At 45.2% G+C, this 18,997-nt stretch carries 17 protein-coding genes, 1 tRNA gene, 2 pseudogenes and 1 riboswitch; of the genes and pseudogenes, 3 read left to right on the top strand and 17 right to left on the bottom strand.

Annotated elements, in window-relative coordinates; all coding sequences use genetic code 11:
- Nucleotides 1-24: 24 nt before the first annotated feature.
- Together dkgB and V6N89_RS05850 are read right to left on the bottom strand one after the other, a co-directional pair.
- Nucleotides 25-846: a 2,5-didehydrogluconate reductase DkgB gene (dkgB, locus tag V6N89_RS05855; RefSeq protein WP_338516762.1), complete on the bottom strand. Its 822-nt coding sequence runs from the start codon at nt 844-846 to the stop codon at nt 25-27.
- 213 nt (nt 847-1,059) lie between these two features.
- Nucleotides 1,060-2,270: pseudogene (locus V6N89_RS05850) on the bottom strand (MFS transporter).
- 165 nt (nt 2,271-2,435) lie between these two features.
- Here V6N89_RS05850 and V6N89_RS05845 point away from each other — a divergent pair.
- Nucleotides 2,436-3,323: a LysR substrate-binding domain-containing protein gene (locus V6N89_RS05845; RefSeq protein ID WP_338516760.1), complete on the top strand. Its 888-nt coding sequence runs from the start codon at nt 2,436-2,438 to the stop codon at nt 3,321-3,323.
- Between the two features lie 249 nt (nt 3,324-3,572).
- Nucleotides 3,573-4,286, top strand: coding sequence for a DUF4114 domain-containing protein (locus V6N89_RS05840; protein ID WP_338516759.1), 714 nt, complete (start codon nt 3,573-3,575; stop codon nt 4,284-4,286).
- 57 nt (nt 4,287-4,343) lie between these two features.
- Here the strand turns inward: V6N89_RS05840 and V6N89_RS05835 are convergent, their stop codons facing one another.
- The 9 genes from V6N89_RS05835 to V6N89_RS05795 all read right to left on the bottom strand — a co-directional run bounded on the left by V6N89_RS05835 (nt 4,344) and on the right by V6N89_RS05795 (nt 11,381).
- Nucleotides 4,344-5,276 carry a DMT family transporter gene (locus V6N89_RS05835; protein WP_346993527.1) on the bottom strand — a complete coding sequence of 311 codons (933 nt, stop codon included), beginning with the start codon at nt 5,274-5,276 and terminating at the stop codon, nt 4,344-4,346.
- Nucleotides 5,277-5,486: 210 nt separating this feature from the next.
- The gene (gene rimI, locus V6N89_RS05830) at nt 5,487-5,948 is read right to left on the bottom strand and encodes a ribosomal protein S18-alanine N-acetyltransferase (RefSeq protein WP_338516756.1); all 462 of its coding nucleotides are present in this window, start codon (nt 5,946-5,948) and stop codon (nt 5,487-5,489) included.
- Between the two features lie 8 nt (nt 5,949-5,956).
- Nucleotides 5,957-6,535: an alanine acetyltransferase gene (locus tag V6N89_RS05825; protein WP_338516755.1), complete on the bottom strand. Its 579-nt coding sequence runs from the start codon at nt 6,533-6,535 to the stop codon at nt 5,957-5,959.
- A 149-nt stretch (nt 6,536-6,684) separates the two neighbouring features.
- Nucleotides 6,685-6,761 (bottom strand) — tRNA-Trp (locus tag V6N89_RS05820).
- 145 nt (nt 6,762-6,906) lie between these two features.
- On the bottom strand, nt 6,907-7,716 hold the full coding sequence (locus V6N89_RS05815; protein ID WP_346993526.1) for a choline/ethanolamine kinase family protein: 810 nt from the start codon (nt 7,714-7,716) through the stop codon (nt 6,907-6,909).
- Nucleotides 7,667-8,317 (bottom strand): nicotinamide riboside transporter PnuC, encoded by a 651-nt coding sequence (gene pnuC / locus V6N89_RS05810; protein ID WP_346993525.1) that lies wholly within the window; start codon nt 8,315-8,317, stop codon nt 7,667-7,669. Before pnuC ends, V6N89_RS05815 begins: the two co-directional genes overlap by 50 nt.
- The gene (locus V6N89_RS05805; RefSeq protein WP_338516751.1) at nt 8,317-8,580 is read right to left on the bottom strand and encodes a YkoF family thiamine/hydroxymethylpyrimidine-binding protein; all 264 of its coding nucleotides are present in this window, start codon (nt 8,578-8,580) and stop codon (nt 8,317-8,319) included. The genes pnuC and V6N89_RS05805 overlap by 1 nt, the downstream gene beginning before the upstream one ends.
- A 14-nt stretch (nt 8,581-8,594) precedes the next feature.
- Entirely contained in the window at nt 8,595-10,676 is a 2,082-nt protein-coding gene (locus tag V6N89_RS05800; RefSeq protein WP_346993524.1) for a TonB-dependent receptor, read from the bottom strand.
- A 56-nt stretch (nt 10,677-10,732) separates the two neighbouring features.
- Nucleotides 10,733-10,839, bottom strand: a riboswitch (TPP riboswitch).
- Between the two features lie 116 nt (nt 10,840-10,955).
- The gene (locus tag V6N89_RS05795) at nt 10,956-11,381 is read right to left on the bottom strand and encodes an acyl-CoA thioesterase (RefSeq protein WP_338516749.1); all 426 of its coding nucleotides are present in this window, start codon (nt 11,379-11,381) and stop codon (nt 10,956-10,958) included.
- Nucleotides 11,382-11,441: 60 nt separating this feature from the next.
- Here V6N89_RS05795 and V6N89_RS05790 point away from each other — a divergent pair, with 60 nt between their 5' ends.
- Nucleotides 11,442-13,643: a GNAT family N-acetyltransferase gene (locus V6N89_RS05790; protein ID WP_338516747.1), complete on the top strand. Its 2,202-nt coding sequence runs from the start codon at nt 11,442-11,444 to the stop codon at nt 13,641-13,643.
- 79 nt (nt 13,644-13,722) lie between these two features.
- Here V6N89_RS05790 and V6N89_RS05785 read toward each other — a convergent pair.
- The 6 genes and pseudogenes from V6N89_RS05785 to V6N89_RS05760 all read right to left on the bottom strand — a co-directional run bounded on the left by V6N89_RS05785 (nt 13,723) and on the right by V6N89_RS05760 (nt 18,668).
- Nucleotides 13,723-14,989 (bottom strand): annotated as a pseudogene (locus tag V6N89_RS05785) (tetratricopeptide repeat protein).
- Nucleotides 14,990-14,992: 3 nt separating this feature from the next.
- A complete protein-coding gene (locus V6N89_RS05780; RefSeq protein ID WP_346993523.1) occupies nt 14,993-15,604 on the bottom strand; it encodes an energy transducer TonB in 612 nt (203 codons plus the stop codon).
- A 1-nt stretch (nt 15,605) separates the two neighbouring features.
- Nucleotides 15,606-16,004: an ExbD/TolR family protein gene (locus tag V6N89_RS05775; protein WP_012517737.1), complete on the bottom strand. Its 399-nt coding sequence runs from the start codon at nt 16,002-16,004 to the stop codon at nt 15,606-15,608.
- Between the two features lie 11 nt (nt 16,005-16,015).
- Nucleotides 16,016-16,540, bottom strand: a complete 525-nt coding sequence (locus tag V6N89_RS05770; protein WP_346993522.1) for a MotA/TolQ/ExbB proton channel family protein — start codon at nt 16,538-16,540, stop codon at nt 16,016-16,018.
- 1 nt (nt 16,541) lies between these two features.
- A complete protein-coding gene (locus V6N89_RS05765) occupies nt 16,542-17,900 on the bottom strand; it encodes a MotA/TolQ/ExbB proton channel family protein (protein ID WP_338516743.1) in 1,359 nt (452 codons plus the stop codon).
- A gap of 6 nt (nt 17,901-17,906) precedes the next feature.
- The gene (locus V6N89_RS05760) at nt 17,907-18,668 is read right to left on the bottom strand and encodes a DUF3450 domain-containing protein (protein WP_338516741.1); all 762 of its coding nucleotides are present in this window, start codon (nt 18,666-18,668) and stop codon (nt 17,907-17,909) included.
- Between the last annotated feature and the right edge of the window lie 329 nt (nt 18,669-18,997).

Below are 18,997 nucleotides of genomic sequence, written 5' to 3'. Positions count from 1 at the left end.
TTGAAAGCAAAACCCCGCTTTCCCTTAGTCCCATTGTGGTGAGAAATCAGGGGCAGCTTGGCGATCGCCACAGTCCAATGCATCAATCTTCGCAATATCTTCAGCATCTAAGGTCAGTGATAAGGCATTGAAGTTGACTTCCAAGTTTTTGCGCTTTGTAGAAGATGGAATGGTAACTAATCCATGCGCGAGCTCCCATGCCACGACCACTTCGGCAGCGGTTATACCATGCTTGTCAGCAATTGCATTAATGGTGTCATCTTTTAGCACTTTTCCTACTGCAAATGGCATATACCCAGTCACAGTAATACCCAGCTTAGCGCACGCCTGACGTACTTTCTCGTTGGTTAAATATGGGTGGACCTCTACTTGGTTTGTAGCAATTTCACCATCGCCCAAAATACTTACAGCCTGTTCAATTTGAGCTACCGTAAAATTAGATATGCCAATGGCTTTTGTTAACCCTAGTTCTTTGGCACGTTGTAACTCACCAAGATATTCTTCCATCGACTCACCGTTTTCCGGAGATGGCCAATGAATGAGGAGCAAGTCGACGTAAGACAGTTGAAGCTTAGCTAAGCTTTCTTTCACACTGTCTATAAAACCTGCCTTGTTGAGCTTGTCGTTCCATACTTTTGTCGTAACATAAATATCTTCACGAGCCACGCTACTGTCTTTTATGGCGCGCCCTACGGCCTCTTCATTGCCGTAAATTTGCGCCGTATCGATATGCCTGAAGCCTACATCTAGCGCCATTGTCACCGAGTTGTACGCTTCGTCACCTTTGAGGCGAAAGGTGCCTACACCTAGCGAGGGAATAGCTGATGATTGAGTTACTGTTGGCATGAAGCCTCCTTTTGAAAATTATTTGTCGTGAAAATGGGGAAATACGTGTTGCGCAATGCGCTGCATGGCAGCGTCGACAGAATGTGTATTACGCCTAAAATGTAAGCCTATGTGGTTAACGCCCGCTTCCTTCATCGCGTATAGTTCTTTGATAAGCCCATTTACGCCATTTCCCCCCAAAATCTATGGCCTTTTATCGGCGCTTCGTCGCCTTTAGCCAAATGGCAAAGTATGGGTATTAAACTTCGCTTGTTTTTGCGTTAGCGCGCGCTTATCTAAGTGGCCGCTATAGCGTGTTACAACCAGTGCAGCAACGGATATAAGCGCACCTATCCACGCGGTATCAGACAGTGTCATGCCATCTACAATGGCGCCGCCTAATATAGACCCTACAGCAATACCAATATTAAACGCCGCAATGTTAAGACCTGAGGCAACGTCCACTGCGTTAGGTGTGAATTTCTCAGCCAGTTGCACAACGTACACTTGAAGGCCGGGCACATTACCAAATGCAAAGGCTCCCCATACCAATACTGTGATCACAGCGGCTATTTTGCTTCCCATGGTGAACGTTAACGCGAATAAGATCACGGCAAGCGCAGAGAAAATGATGGTTAGTGCGCGAATTGGGCCTTTTTTATCAGCCAATTTGCCACCGTATATGTTACCGACAGCAACAGACACGCCGTACACGAGCATGATTAAACTTATTGCTGATGGAGCAAAGCCTGCTTCTTCTTGCAAAATAGGCGCTAAATATGTAAACGCGGTAAATGTGCCGCCGTAGCCCAAAATTGTCATTAGATAGACCAGCACAAGGCGAGGCTGAACCAGTACTTTCATTTGCTCACTTAAAGTTGCAGGCTTACTTTGCTTTAAATTATTTGGCACCAATAGCGCACTACCAATAAGCGCAATTGTGCCCAACGCTGAAACCACTAAAAATGTGGCTCTCCAGCCAAAGCTTTGACCAATCCAGGTGCCAAGCGGCACACCTGTAACCAACGCAACTGTTAAACCTGTAAACATGATAGCAATAGCACTGGCTTCTTTTTCTTTTGCAACCAGACCTAGGTGGCAATGGTTGAGCCGATAGAAAAGAATACGCCGTGGGCGAGCCCTGTTAGTATCCGAGCCACAATAAGGCTTTCATAGCTTGGTGCTTGCCACGCCAACATGTTGCCTGCCACGAACAGCGCCATCAGGCTAAGTAAAACGTGCTTTCTGTTCCACTTTCCAGTGAGCGCAGTAAGCACTGGCGCACCAACGGCGACACCAACAGCGTACAAGCTTACAAGTAAACCCGCACTGGGTAAGGTAACGCCGAGGTCAGTCGCTATAGTGGGTACTAACCCCACTATGACAAACTCAGTGGTCCCAATAGCAAACGCACTTAACGTTAACGCAAATAATGCAATAGGCATTGTTTATCCTCACAAAAGTAAAAATGAACGTACGCTGTAGTCAAAATAGATGCATACATTCCTAGGGTGTTTAACAAGTGCATACAGTGTGAGGTTATTTTTATTTGCAAAAAACAGCACTAATGACAAAATACTTTTGTGATTTTTGAAAAAATAGAGAGCACAATGCCTGTAAAAGCAAAAACAGAAGATTTAGAAGCCTTTCTTACTGTCGTCGATACCGGGAGCTTTTCAAGCGCAGCAAATTTGCTGAATCAACAGGTTGCAAAAGTGAGCCGTGCAGTTACACGTTTAGAAGGTACATTAGAAGTCACACTGTTAAACCGAACTACGCGCAGGCTGGAACTGACAGAAGAAGGAGACATGTTTTTACGCTATGCGCGAGACGGCCTCAACAGGTTAGAAAAAGGCGAGGAAGCGCTGCGATTGCTTAAGCGTGCACCGTCAGGGAAACTGCGTGTCGATGCCGCAAGCCCTTTTGTGCTTCACCAGCTCACCCCATTGGTAAATGCGTTTAGTGACGTCTACCCCGATATTGCTCTCGATATTACGAGCCACGACAGCATTATTGATTTGTTAGAACATAAAACGGATATCGCTATACGCATAGGCGATTTAAGTGACTCAAACTTGCATGCCCGCAAATTGGGTAAAAGTAAGTTGCATATTGTGGCTAGCCCTGACTACTTAAAAGCGCGCCCAGCGGTTGGAGATGCCAGTAATTTAGCCCACCATAAGCTAATTGGTTTTAGCGACTCGCCAAAGCTTAATCTTTGGCCGCTAAAGCAAGATGTAGAATTGCGCTATCACTTACATGCATCAAGTGGCGAAACCATTCGACACTTATGCCTTGCGGGACAAGGCATTGCGTTGTTGTCTCATTTTATGGTGTACCGCGATATTAAAGCTGGGTCACTTGTACCTATTTTTGAAAATGACATAGTGTCGCCGAATCGACGTGAATCAGTACAGGCGGTGTACTACAGAAACAGCGCCGTATCTTCTCGTATATCGGCATTTCTCGATTTCATTCAACCTAGACTCATACTTTAAGTAAGCAACGCGGTGTTATTCGCATAATACGAGAACCTTGTCTTGCGATTTGAGAATAGCACAACGTAATTTGCATATTGAAAAGACTAAAACTTTCCTGCACTCACCTATAAAAATACAAAAACTATACATTTCATAGACATAGGACAGCCAACCTATGTTGGCACGCACCTTGAACTACTCACTTTGAAATAAAAAGATAGTAAAGAGTAGTAATCGATAGATACATCTTATTACGAGGGTGCAGTTATGATTCGTTTTTTTCAACAGGCCGCGGCCATAGTGCTATGTTCATTTGGTAGCGCACATGCCGCATTGATAGACTTTAGCACTGTTTTTCCTAGCTTACTTGAAACGCAATCTGTATCAGATACCGCTAGCATGACGATTGATTCATCAATGCTAACGCTTAGACATGATCACAATGTTAGCGTCTTTTTTATCAGTGAAGGTGCTGGCTATAAAAACAGTTTTGGTTGGTATAACGCGGACACTGACCCCACACAAGCGCAAAATCGCACAATCATTTGGGAAAATGCGTCTGGTACAGGCCCTGGCCTTGCTGGCGGCGGTACCCTTAACATTGGCGATAGCGTACAACTTGGTACCATGTCAGCAGGTACGACACTGGGCTTCTTTATTACCGCAAATGGCTTTTTCACTGGCGTAAATGGCAATCACTTTTTTACTGATGAAGTCTATAACGGGGACGACATGCAGCATGTTATTGCTGGCGTTTATCCTGAATTTGGCATAGTGGCACTAGGGTTTGAAGACATTTGGGGTGGCGGCGACAAAGACTACAACGATTTGCTCGTTGCCATTGATTTTGGTGTTTCTAATTCACGTCAACTGCTCAACGCGGCCACTGATGTACCCGCACCTCAACCCCTTTGGCTTTTAGTTTTTGCGCTGGCAGCAATGACAGCTTGGCGCAAGAAAACCGTCTCTACATCCCGTTAGAGTAACTCCACGCGAGAGCGATTGGCGCCGCAAAAGGAGATTTATGCGGCGCCCTTTTTAAAACTTGCGATTTCCCTTTCCTAAAATTTTTTTCAACGTGCTTGGCGGTAAGCCGTTTACAATGAGAGCCGCTATCATCAAAACAGCACCTACCACCACCATGGGCAGCAAACTCTCGTCCAATATAACAACCGAACTAACGTAGCCAACAATAGGTGTAAGCGTGCTAATAAGTACAATCTTGTCTGGCGGCAGCTTAGGGCCAGCTGCGACCATTAGTCCGAAGCCTAGACCAGTTGCGACCGGGCCAATGTACGTTAGTAGTAACCAATCTTGCCAACCGTAGTTAAGAAAGTCAGGCGTAGGTTCGAAAATAAGTGCCAAACCAAGCATCGCCATGCCAGCGATAGAAAACTGCCAAAAAACCGCTTCAATTACGCTGCCCTGCCACTTGTGAAAAGACACTCTGCGAATAGCCACAGCCCATAACGCAGACGCCAACAACATGCCAAAAAGCGGAAGCCACGCGCCTGGTTCACCCGACGCAAACAAGATCATTGCGCATCCAATGGTTGATACACCAGTGAGGATAAGTCGCTTCGAGGGCGGCTTTTGTCGATACCACAATGTATCAATTAACAACATCCAAAGCGGTGTTGTATAGATAAGGATACTCGCGGTCCCCGCAGGGATAAATTGCAACGACACGGTAATCAGGCCCATAGACAAGATAAACTGGAAAAACGCAACGACAAAAACCACGGAACGGTCTTTTCTATTTAGGCGAGGTAGACGTTTCTTAGTTATAAGTACAAATAACGCAAGCACAGGCAAACTTAATAGGAAACGTAAGCATACCATCCAGACTGGGCCTACAATTTCCAAGCCGACTTTCATTCCTGGCCAGTTAAGTCCCAAGCACAATACCGCAATCAAAAGCATTTTTATGCCTTTAGACTGTTCTTTACTCACCAATGTTGTTGTAGACATGTCGTTGTCGCCTTTGGAGACCGAGGGAGGTGGCAGTGAGACTTAGTGCCTCTATGAGCGCCCAGTTTTAACGGGCGCAAATATAAGTCAATTAGCGCAGAATTAAAACCGTAAACAGAGAAAACACCCCACTTTTCTGACCAAATGGTCAACATTTATTGATATTTTATGGAAAGAAATTTTTACAGCCGATAACCAGGTTAAAGATGACTATAGCCTAGTGATTTCGCACTTCATGATTACCGCGTTTTCTTTACCGTCTTGGGTAGGGTAATAGTTTTTTCGCGTTTCAATGCGCACAAACTCGTGTGTTTCGTATAACTGTATGGCAGTGCGGTTACTTTCCCGTACTTCCAACCATATTTCACGCATATTGCGCTCACGAGATTGGTGAAGTACACGATGCAACAGAGCCTTTCCTATCCCCTTGCCCCTGTGCTCTGTAGCCACCGTGATATCCATCAAGGTGGCTTCATCAAGAACTTCAAGCACAATGGCATAGCCCAATAGCTCATCGCCATCTATGGCGAGTAATCCGTAATAGGGTTCGGTAAAGCAATCGGTAAAAGTTGTGAGCTTCCATGGAGAGAACTGAGCTTCACAATGTATCTGATGACCACGCAACAGCAACTCAATCGGCGTGGCAGTGGTAACGCGTTGAATGTCCGCCATTATTTAACTTACAACGCCTTCGCAGCGTTACCAAGCGCTTGCCATAGCGCTCTTTTTTGGCTTGCAGTCAGTGAGAGTGGTTCAACAGGTAACACTAGTGCTTGGCTATCTACGCTAAGCGATGTGCCTATCATCACGCTACTAGCAAGGTGAGAAGGCAAACCAAGCACTACACATGCAAGCTGTAAATCCTCTAACCACTGTTGTGCGCTATTTCGCTGGGCTGCACTCAAGGGTACGCCAAGCGGCGAAGGCGCAATGTCTTTTGATGGCTTGGACTCTAGCTCGCTTTCTTGCTTTTGCTGCTCACTTGCGACCGCCGCTTTTTGATTCGTTACCGTTGCTTCTTTATCGGCACCAGCGTTCATCTGTGCGCGCAATTGCTCAAGACGAGATTGCTTCTGTTCTTGTGTTATCGGTGTGCTGTGTGTAGCGCTTTGTGAAGGAGATACGCCCTGCCCGACTGCAGGCGAAGAAGCTGGAGTATTGCTATTTACCTGACTCTCACGGTCGAGTGCATCTTTAGGTACCCAAACAGGAATTCCCATTTCTTGTAAAATAGCGTGTTGATAGGTGGATAAAGACATAGTCGATAGCAATAATTCGGATGCATTAAGTTTACGTTAACTTACCACCACATGAAACAGCTTTTCTTTGATGGTTTATTAAGGGGAGATGTTATTTTTGTGGATTTTTAGCAACGGCGTCTTAAGAAAAAAGACATTTTGAGGAAAAGTGGCAGGGGTGGAGGGACTCGAACCCCCAACCATCGGTTTTGGAGACCGCTGTTCTACCAATTCGAACTACACCCCTAGCGCGCTGTGCATTATACGGATGGCATTAAAAAGGTAAAGCCTTTTTATACCGCACAAGCATCACATGCTCATTTAACACGCAAAACGATGTTTTTTCACGCTAATACGCATTGCATCCATGTGTAAAGCGTGCCACTTAGCGTCTACGTTGTACTTGTTAATGCTTGAGATGAATGTCTATTTAGCGCTTCAAACCATAGCGCATTGGTAACATGGACGATCTCTTTGTGTACATCGAATTCCTCCCTTGCTTCATGGTGCGATAAGGACAAAATATCAACATAGCACTCGAGCAATTTATACGATGTAGCTTCACTGAGATCATTAATAAGACAACAACTCGCCAAGTCAAAGTATCGGTTACCCATCGCCGAGTATTCCCAGTCAATAACAACGGGGGTATCTTCTTTGCGGCATAAGACATGGCTGAACAACAAATCGTTGTGACACAGCACAATATCATTGTGCATTTGCTCGCTGCGCAATACGCTGCTCTTAAGCTTTATTGCTTTTGCGTACAACGCATCGTCCTCGCTGACTTCAGCACTAATTAAATAGTGTTGCCAACGAGAAGATAAATCAAGAGGACGCGCAGTAACGGGAAGCTGATGGATGCGAGCCAGAACATTTGCTAACGTTTCCGGATTTCGCTGTGCTACTCGCGTGTTAGGTTGCCATGACTCAATCCAAATGCGTTCGTCATCGCTCAGCCATATTGGCTTGGGCGCAATATGCTGTTGATATAGCTGCTGTTGCAGTGCAAATTGGTGGTTGCGATTAACCCCACTGAAGTCATCATCACCTAACCATTTGACTGCAAAATCGACATAAGCTTGTTTATCTTGTAAACGATAAACATGATTTACAGCACCAGCTGGATGACGGTAAAGCTGTGCATCTTTACTAAGATTGAATGCCCTTTGAAGCTGCCCCAGAATAATCGATGTGTCCACGTTGTTCCCTATACTCTGCTCGCCATTGAATGTAGCCGTAAACTGAAAAGCCGACATAGCCTACAAACAAACACGCAGAAAGTGCATAACCTACCTGTGAATACAAATAAGCAGACGCAATATTGATAAAAAACCAGTATACCCAATTTTGCAGTATTTTGTGCGCGACCATAAATGTTGTAATAACACTTAATAAATTAATACTCGCATCGAGCAAGAGATGGTCGCTGTTAAACTGTGAGCTTGCCAATTGCGATAGTACCCACGCCGCACAAAGTGTAAGGGGAACAATGCCCGCGTGTACCCACCAAGGCCAGTATTGGATAGACTTGCTCGCCCCCTCTTCACCGCCTTTTGACCATTGGTAATAACCATAACCCGCCATAACCATGTAAAAGCCATTAAGAGCAGACTGAAAAGGCAAAGTAACTTGCCAAAAAAGCCAGGTGTATATGGCCGTACTGACAAATGCGCACAGCCAACACCAGCTATTTTGCTTAGCAGCCAGTAGAACATAAGCCATTGCTAGTACAACTGCACACCACTCCAGCGGTGAAGTCGACGCTATTTGCGACGTAAAATTAACAAGAAAGTCACCCATTACGATGACTTTCTTGCTTGCATTGCGTCAAAGTTAAGGAACTTGGCGACAAAGATAGCCTGTCCGACTTCTTCATGGGTTCGCTGCATCTCCACGCCTAATATAGACATGACATCAGCATACTCGCCCGTGACCTGTGTGCTGGTTGAACTGGTTGATACCGACAGCTCATCGTAGGTATTTAATCTATCAATAAACGTCTGAATAGGTGGAATATATTCATTCACCAGTGGGTACAACGACAACTCAACCATCACTTGCATGCTATGTTCCTTTTTTAAAATGTATAAAGTACGGTTACACCGAACTGACGACCATTGCCAATTTGGTAATAAGGCTCGTTAAATGCGTATTCATCGCGAGGATCATTACTGAACCCACCAAAGCCTCTAGTGTAGTATTCTCTGTCAAAGGCATTTTGAACCCATAATGAGGTTTGCCAATTGCCTTGAGTCATAACCAGCTCGGAGTTCACTAAGGTTGTGGTTGGAGCGGTAACATCGTGTCCGTCAGAGAAGCGATATTCGCTTTTGTAGTCGACATCAACACGCCATAAAAGGGCGTCGGTAAACGCATATTCACTAAACACATTCGCTGTCCATTTAGGCGACTGTGCTTGGCGTTGCTCATCAACTACTGTGCCGTCAGCCAAGGTATAGCCTTCAAACGTCGCGCTTAGATAGCCTACACTGGCGTTAACTTGCCAATCGTCATTTGCAATCCAGCTTAATTCAAGTTCAGCCCCTTTGTTGGTGCCAAGGTCAGCATTATCAATAATATCAACAAAGCCAGCGGTACCATCGTCGCGAGTTATGACGTCAAAATCACTAACCTGCGTATCGGTTCTGTCCATGTAGAAAACCGCTGCACGCATAGTAAGATCTGGTGTTAACAATGGCCCTTTAACACCTAACTCATAGTTCCAATTATACTCTTCGTCAAAGAAACGCTGCGCTTCATTAACACGGTTATCAGGGTTAAAGTAAGCGCCTTTAAAACCCCTAGAGATACTGGCGTAATAAAAATGGTCATCCAGCGTATACTGCAGTGCAACTTTCCCGCCCAGCATATTGGTGTCTAGCTGACGCGTTAAGCCCGAGTTATCAGCAAACTCAAAGTCGTAGCTCTCTGCACGAAGTCCCGCAACCAAGGTCAAATTATCTTGAAGTGCAGTTTCGGTTTGCACATAAAACGCGGTGGTTGTGGGTGCATATTCGCTAATATAGTCATTACTTAAATAGGTGTACTGGCGCGTAAGCTGTTCTTCTGACTTCTTGTAAAATGCACCAACAGTCCAATCAGTCTTGCCATCAAATAGCGCCGCTTGTTCTGATGATACAAAGCGAACCTCATAGGTCTGGGTATTGATGCCACGAAGATAGGCGTCAAACGACGTATAACCCCAAGGGTGGAACCCGGTAAAAGTCCAATCTTCATCGTAGCCGTAAGCGATGTTATGCGAAGCATGAGTGGCAATGAGGATAAGATCACCAGATGCCAAACGCGTTGTGCTACGAGCGCTAATAGCGTGAGTTTGATGCTCATCAAACCCTGGTTCGTCAGAACGTGTTTTGTTGTCATTATCAAGCGAGAAGGCATCATAGCCATTGTCTATGTCATACCAGCGGTAGGTTAGCGCCAAGGTTGTGTTTTTATCTACCTGACCTTCCAGAGCAAAGCGCATAGCCGTTTCATCAATATTATTGGTGTCGTCGCGGTTCAAAAACGTATTTTCGACAAAACCGTCACTACGATTGTGCACGAGCGCAACGCGGTAACCCCAATCACTATTTATGTTATTGCCCGTTGCGCCTTCTATGCGATAGCTCGCTTTATTTCCAACACGTGCCTCTACATAAGTAGGTGCGTCACTTCCCACATCATTGCTACTTAGTTTTACCGCACCTGCTAGTGCGCCTGTACCGTACAGGGTGGGTTGTGGACCGCGATGTACTTCTAATTGTTTAGTATCAAAAATAAGACCAGCTGCGGCCAGCCCTGAAAAATCAAACTCATCAACGATAAAGCTAACAGAGGGATTAATAGGCTCTGCAAATTGGCTACGCTCACCGATACCCCGAATTTGAACAAAGCGCCCGCGAGATGCGCCAGCGGCGAAGTTTACGTTGGGAATACTATTTAACACACTGTCTATATGAGATGGCTGTCTGCTACGTAAACGCTGTTGACCAAGGATCGTTGCGCTTGCACTTAGCTGGTCAAGACTTGTTTGACGGAAGTCTGCGGTAACAACAACGCGCTCAATGTCTTCATTTTGGGATGAAGTATCTTCTGTTTGTTGTGCATAAGCGGCAACAGAGCTCGCTAAAAGAGAAAGTGTGAAAAGTGACTTGTACATGGGATCTCTTGTTCTTTTTCTAAGAAAAAAGACCCGGGTTTAACGGCAGGTGATAAGGCTATATTGTGCACCATCCCTACGCCGGTATTATCCGGATCAGGTTTAAGGGTTCCCACGTAGTGTGGATCTCAGACCGATTAATCGGACACCCCTTGGCATACGTCAGCACACTCAATTAATAAGTGGCGTAACACGTGAGCGGAGTCTACCAGTTAGACAGATACCGTCAAGCGCTCAGCGCGTTAACTACAGTTCATATTCCTAATAAGTTATTCGTTCTTAGCTTTCTTCAATATTCATATTGAGTCTACGCACTTCATCATCGGTTTGTGCTTTCAAGCCTTCAAGGGTTTTACCATGAGCAGTGGGAAGACGCGTTTCAGGATCGACTTTGACAAAAACAATATCGTCGGCAAAACAAATTGTCTTTTTGGTTGCCTTGTTGCGAACTAAACAACTTACCGTTATCGATGTACGGCCAACGGCTTTTGTCTCTAAACCAAACTCAACAATGTCACCCTGCAACGCAGGCGACTCAAAACTAATCTCACCAATATGCTTAGTCACAAGGCAGTTTGTTTCAAGCTGACAGATAGCCCATATTGCGGCCTCTTCATCTATCCATTCCAACGCGCGACCACCAAAAAGAGAGTTGGCATAATTAAGATCGTTTGGCATAACAAGACGCCGAGAAAGAAAGCGCATTCGAATTCCTCATTATAAATCGCTACTATAGAGCTTAGATTATAACGAAAAAACACTTTCATGGCGCTACAACAATTAGCCGATTGGCTGTTTACTCCATATCAGAACACACATAGCGACCAGACAATAAACATCCATAGACGTTTACTGGTCATAAGCGGTGAGCGCGCGTTCTGTAACGAAGCCGATGCTTATTTGACGAATGCGGCTCCGTCGTCCGTCGTTGTAAATACTTTTACTGACAGCAAAAAACGCAAGCATGTACTTGGTACAGAGTGTGACATTGCGTTTTTGGATTGCCATAACGTGTTCTCATCTGGCGATGTAATGGCCGTCGCTGGCACTATTCGGCATCACGGCTGTCTAGTGTTGCTGTGCCCTCCTCTGAAAGATTGGCCCAATCGCGCTAGCACTATGCATTTAACGCACGGCTATGAATTAACACAAAGCCGCTTTATCAAACGCTTTATTCAAAAATTAAGCAACATGCCCTCTACGGCATTTTTCTATCAAGGAACGCCTTTTACACCACCTGAATCAGTCCATGACGCCATTAAGCACCAAGCCTATTCAGACGGCGTATTTGCGTCTCAGCAGCAAGCTTACGCTTTTCATAAGCTCCTTAATGCAGCTAACAGTCTGCCGATGCAAGCAATCATTACTGCACCAAGAGGACGGGGTAAGTCATCACTGCTTGGTATAGTCCTTAATCATTTCATCAAAAATGGTAAACGCATACTGATTACTAGCAGTTTAGCTGACAACGTACATCAGGTTTTCAACTTTGCCGAAGCACACATTGTTGACTCAATGATGGCAGACCAAATTGAAAACACGCTGCGCGGCACAAAGCGTGAGAAAAACCATATAGTGCTTGAGGAAGGCGAACTTAGATGGGTTGCACCAGACCATGAGGTATTAACCAGTAATGCGATAAGCAACTATGATCTTGTTGTTATTGATGAAGCCGCGTCATTTCCCCTGCCCTCATTGCGCAAAATAATCGACACACTGCCCAATTGGATATTAAGCACCACCCTTCAGGGGTATGAAGGAAGTGGCAACGGCTTTATGCAAAAACTGTTTCCAAGCCTGAATGTTCAATCAAGTACATGCACATTTATTATTGAAAACAGCCAGAGCGATAAGCAGCCACTGCATATCAAGTTAGACACCCCACTACGATGGTACCCAAACGACCCTATTGAAACGTTTTTACTGGATGCATGCCTTTTCGAAGTAAAGCCAAGCAACCTTAGCGCTCAACCTGTAGTCAGTGAAGGCCTACCAAACGTCACTGAACTTGTATTTGAATTCGGCGCATTTGATATGCTAAACGAAAATGACGTTTGCCAAGTCATGCGTTTGCTCACCCTTGCGCATTATCAAACGACACCTGACGACCTGATGCGCTTGCTCGATAGCCCAGATCTTCATTTGGCTATACTGCGCTATAAAAACAACATAGTTTCAGCCGCTGTTATCAACATAGAAGGTGGCAGTGCTCTACAAGCGCTAGCAAGCGCTATTGCCACAGGAGAGCGTCGACCTAAGGGTCACCTCAGCGCCCAGCGTTTAACAAACCTGTCAGCTATGCCATTACTTGCTACATTGCGCTATTGGCGAGTCAATAGAATTGCAGTTCAGCCAGCGCTTCAAGGTAAAGGATACGGCACCGTGATGCTCGGCCACCTTCAACGCGTAGCAATTGACCATGCCATAGATGCGATAACCACCTCATACGGTACCACTAAGAGTCTCGACAATTTCTGGCAGTGCAATCAATTTACCATTGTCGATAAAGGGAGAAAGAAAAATAAAGCCAGTGGTGAAACAAGTGCACTTGCTATCTTTCCCGTTTCAACGCATGCACAAAAAGCAACGCGCTTTTTAGTGTCTCTTTCGAAATGGACACCAATACAATGCGAGCCAAAAGACATCGATAATGATGTGCAAGCAGCACTTGTTAGCAAGCTACATCACTTTGTCCGAGGAACCCGATCACTAGACGATGTATGGCCAATATTAAATGCACTAGCAAAAGTGCTTTTCAAGGGTACTACCCGCTTTATGGGTCATGAACTGAGCGAAGAGAAGCTAAAAATGTTGGAACGTAATAGCAATTGCAAGCGCGAGTTATTAAACACGCTTGCAGAAGACACCATAAACACCAAAAGCCTAAATACATTATTAGGTGCCAATGGCTATAAAGATGTTACACGTAAACTGCGTGAACACATTGGTGAACTGCTAGGTAGCTAGTACACACATAAAACAAAAAAAGAATTACAAATACAAAAAAGCCTCCGGTTGGAGGCTTTTTTTACGCTAAGTCGTGCTATTAAATATTAATACCACGGTTTTTCGCTTTTTCCTTGATGTAAGGTTCCCACGCTGCTGCGTTGCGGCGTAGAGAGCGGTCTTTCTTAGCTTCTTGTACGTGCTTGTAAGCAGACCTAAAGTCACCCGCATAAAAGTTCGCTTCCATTAACGTGAAGTGAATCTTTTCAGGGTCTTCAGCACCGCGATCAAGTGCATTTTCCAATGCTTTGATTGCGCCTTTGTAGTCTTCAGCTACTAGCAGTAGTGTACCTTGCTTGCGATAGTGCTCAGGGTCTGAACTCTTCGCTGCTGCGCGAGCATACATGTTCGCTGCAGTTTTGTAGTTCTTCGCCTGGTGATACGCGTTAGCAATGTTCGCTAGCATGTCTGCGTCATCTTTAAGCAAACCTTCCTTCATGTGCTTTTCTAGCACTTTAGCAGCCTTGTAAGGCATGCCGTTGGTTTGATAAAGCTGCGCAAGCGTCTTAATTTCATTTTCTTTCTTCAAGTGACCTTGCATATATGCAAGTTCAAATGTTGAAAGACCTTTCTTGTAGTCTTCAATCAATAGATAGAAGAAACCAAGCTGAGTCCACCAATTAGGTGTTTCAGGAAATTTACGTACTAGTTCTTCTGCTACAGCAACCGTCTCAGGGAACATCTTACGCTCGTAGTAAGATGTAAGCTTTAGTACATACGGGTTTTTGTTTGGCTCTTCGTACAAAGCAATCGCCTTGTCCGCTGGCTCTACCATCTTGTCTAATTGCTTAGACTCGTAGTATGCCTGTGCCAAACGCGTATATACGTCTGCATCCTGTTTACAAGTGAATGTCATCCACTCGTTGTACCATTTAATCGCATCCGTGAACTTCTCTTCTTGCATACTTAGGTCGCCAAGCAACTTAAGCGTTTGAGAGTGTTCAAGGTCGTTCAGTACTTTTGGCTGCACAGAGTCTTCAAGATAGCCGTAAGCTTTTAAGCCTTGGCCTTCCTGAGAAGCTAGCAAGTTACCAATAAAGCGCTTTACATATGCCTTGTCAAAATCGTCCGATGGGTCGATTTCATACAATACATTTAGTGCTTCGGTAACTTGGTCTTCATTATAAAACTCAAACGCTTTTTGAACCTTTTTACTAGGTACGCTCACCAACAAGAGTTGTTTTACCCTTTTCATACCCAGGACAAACAACGGGTGAAGACTGCGCTAGTGCAGCTGGTGCTGAAAGCACCGCGCCTGCACCAAGCACTAAAGCAACGGCTGTCATTTTGAATGAACGTTTCATCATGATCTATTGCTCCAGTTTAAAGTCTAGCTGTACGAACATGCCAGGTTGTTTAACCGGCTTGCCATCAACGATCTTAGGCTTGTATTTCCACTTACGTAATGCACGACGTGCTTCACGGTCGAATACTCGCTTAGGTTCCGCTTCGATAACCTCGATGTCTTCAACACCACCAACTTCGTTGATTGTGAATGACAGTCTTACCCAACCTTCGCGGCCGTCACGGGCAGCATCTGGTGGATATTTAGGGTCGATACGAACGATAGGCGTTGCGTCACCATCACGCTGCATAGCGCCAACACCACCGATGTTTACACCAACACCACCTGTGTCGATAGCTGGAATAGCTAAGCTAAAACCATCTGCATCAGGTTCTGCTGTCTCCGGCTCTACTTGCTCCATTTTAGGAGGCTGAGGCGGCGGAGGCGGCGGTGGAGGTGGAACACGAGTACGCGTTTGCGTCTGATCGTCTGGTTCCTGCATTACAATATCGATCACCGGTGCAGGCGGCACTTCGTCTGCTGGTCTAGATGAATTCTCAATCAACTTAGCCATTAGAACGAACAGGGCGAATGCAACACCAGCACCTAATAATATAGATACAATTATACGTAACATCTTATCCCCTTGCCGCTACCGAGACTCGGTTAACGCCAGCGGCCTTAACCTGATCCATGATCTCTACTACTAAACCATGCTTCGCTTTTACGTCAGCTTGAATGATTACGTAGTCAGTAGGCTGCTCGGTAAGCAGTCTTTCAATATTCGCTCTTACGCTGTCCGGCGCAACTTCACGTTTATCTAACCAAACATTTCCATCTTCCGTTACGGCAATGAAGATGTTTGCATTTTTGTGAAGAATCGCCTGGCTCGCATCTGGCTTGTTAACTTCAATCCCTGCTTCCTTAACGAAAACAGTGGTAACGATAAAGAAGATAAGCATGATAAACACGATGTCCAACATGGGCGTCATGTCGATCTGTGCATCTTCTTCCTCGGTTCTGACTTTTCGAGCCATAATCTCTCTCTCTAATGATGTGGCAGGCTATCAACTAGCCCTTCTCTTGCCAGCTTCACTTTCGCTTCAAGACGTGAACTGATGAACAGCCCAGATAGCGCAGCAACCATTCCCGCCATTGTAGGGATTGTCGCCATAGAGATACCAGCGGCCATAAGACGAGCGTTGCTGGTGCCCTGTGTTGCCATAGTCTCGAAAACGCCGATCATACCGGTTACTGTTCCAAGTAGACCGATTAGTGGACACATTGCAATAATGGTTCTAATAATCAGCATTCTAGCGTTTAGGTCGTCTGACGCTTGAGAAATCCACGCGTCACGGATTCTATGCGCATACCATGAAGTGGTATCAGCTCGGGCATCCCAATTGGCGATGATTGTTTTCTTCACCTTTGGAAAGACCGAGGTTAAATACCAGTAACGCTCAATCATTAATACCCACATGAGAAAGAGCGCGGCAGCAACGAAGTAAAGTACGTCACCTGCGGTAGCGATAAAGTCCCTGACCGATTCAAATAATCCAATCAGGTAATTCATATTACGCCTTCTCCGACTCTGTGTGAGCAGCTACGATACCCGCAGTTTGCTCATCAAGAATGTGGATGATTGACTTGCTACGAGAAGCTACGATGCTGTGAGTAAGGATTAGAGGCAGAGCCGCGATAATACCTTGAGCAGTAGTTACAAGTGCCATTGAGATACTTCCTGCCATCATACGTGGGTCACCAGTACCGAATAGTGTGATGGTTTGGAATGTCTCGATCATACCAAGTACTGTACCTAGTAGACCTAGTAGAGGAGCGATAGCTGCGAAAATCTTGATTACGTTGATACCGCTTTCGATACGTGGAAGTTCACGTAGAATCGCTTCATCAAGCTTAAGCTCAAGGTTTTCTGCGTCAGCAGTCTTGTTCTCTTGGTAAACCTTAAGGATACGACCAAGAGGGTTACCTTCAGATGGGCTAGCAACGTTCTTAAGCTGTGAACGCATTTTGCCGCCAACGATGGTAAGCGTGATCATTTTGTATAGACCAATAAGTAGACCAACACCTAGCATTAGGGTAATTGTGTAACCTACTGGACCACCTGCGTGGTAACGCTCAGACATTGTTGCTTTCTGCTTCAATAGACCAAGGATTGCACCTTGAGACGGGTCAGCATAGAAAGGAGTGAAACCTGAAGACGCTTCCATTAGGTCTGCAGTAGACGCTACGAAGTGACCATCTGGCTGACGACCAAGAGGCTGAACAATTTCACCTTCTGCGTCGTACGCTAGGTAGCCTGCTTCGCCAACAAGGTTGAATGTACCAACACGTAGTACTTCTTGCTGTGATGAACCACCATCTAGGTTAACAACTTCGGTAGTGAACTTAACTACTTCACCGCCTTCAGTCATTTCTTTTTGAAGTGCAAACCATAGGTCTTCTAGCTCTTTAATGTTAGGAAGACCTTTAGAGTCTTCTGACATTGCAGCTAGGAATTCACCACGGCCTGGGAATTGTGCACTTACAATTGACGTAGAGATACGACCAAACGCTTCAGAAGACGCTTGACGTACAACACCGAACATTTCACCAAGTGTACCTGTCGCTTGGTCAAGCTCAGCAGCTTTTTCGTTTAGTGTTACTTCGTTGTCTGAGAATTGTTTCTGTAGACGGTCGCCACGTGCTTGCTCAGCTTTAAGGTCAGCTTGAGCCTTGCGAAGTAGCGCTTGCTTGTCAGCGCGTGCTGATTGGAATTCAGCTTCGCGTTGCTTGTCTAGGCGTGCTTCAGAAACACGGTTTTGTTGTACTTGATCTAGTAGATCTTTAAGGCTCTTTGCTTCCTGAGCTTGTACTCCGGTCGCTGTAACCGCAACTGCAACAGCGGCTAAAAGAGTTTTGAATACTGGTTTCATTAACTATTACTCCGCTGCGCTAACTGGAATTTTAATTAGGTCCGCTGGGATTGAACCGTTAGCCATTTTAACTGCTTCAATTACTGAAGACAGGTACTCATCGCCTAGTTTTTCCCAAGTGCGAGTTTCATTGTTCCAAACCCATGCGTGAGTTTGGTCTAGTGAAAGCGCAGTAAGAGCAGCACGACCAAGGTTGAAGAAGTCAACAGTTACTTCTGTGCCAGCGTCGTTGATAGTACCTTGGTAAGAGTTGATCTTAGTACCGTACTCAACTTCTACTAGGTATGCTTCTAGCACCTGACGGAACTGCTCAGAAACAGTAACGTTAGAGTTAGCCATTAGGTCGCGAAGACGTTCTACGCGCGCTAGACGCTCTTCCAAGTGAATTGGACGGTCAAGCTTAATGAACTGCTCTAGGCTATCAATCATGCGGAACATAAGAGGAACGATGCCCTGCTTAGTTTCTTCGATGCTGTCGATTTGACGCTGAAGTGAATCGATTCCACGTTGCTGGTCTGCAACTAGGCTTGCGATGTAATCGTTGTAGATCTTAAGGTTTTCTGTCTCATCTACTGTTTGACGATACTCAACAAGTAGTTCTTGAGATTGTTCAAACAACGTGTTGATTTTTTCTTGAGATTTCGCTGCAGCCGCGTGGATTTTCGCTTCTTCTTTATGAAGATCTTCTAGCGTATCTGCAGAGACTGCGCTACCTGTTAGTGCGAATGCACCCATAACAGTAGAAGCAATAAGAGTTCTCTTGCTCATTTTGGACATAGTTCCCAACCAAATTTCTTATTTGAATCCTCGCCGATAGGAAAATATTCGGGCAAGGGGCGTATAAAACTTTCACAATTTTGTTTCAGGAATGTAGTACCGACGGCAATTGTCAGTACTACGAACGTAGTATACTCACACGGATTGGTATAACGAGTCAAGTAACAGGCTGTTTACACAACATGGTTTTTGGATCATTTGATTAATATACAAACAATTAAGTTTGTTAATTAATTACAACATGCTGGCTCACAACTTAATCGATTAATCCAAACCTTTATTAATTTCGCGACATCAAGCGTATTGCGGGTATGCCGCTA

It is taken from the genome of Alteromonas gracilis (assembly GCF_036870955.2).
GTDB classification, from domain to species: Bacteria; Pseudomonadota; Gammaproteobacteria; order Enterobacterales; family Alteromonadaceae; genus Alteromonas; species Alteromonas gracilis_A.
This window is presented reverse-complemented; position numbering and strand designations above follow the sequence as displayed.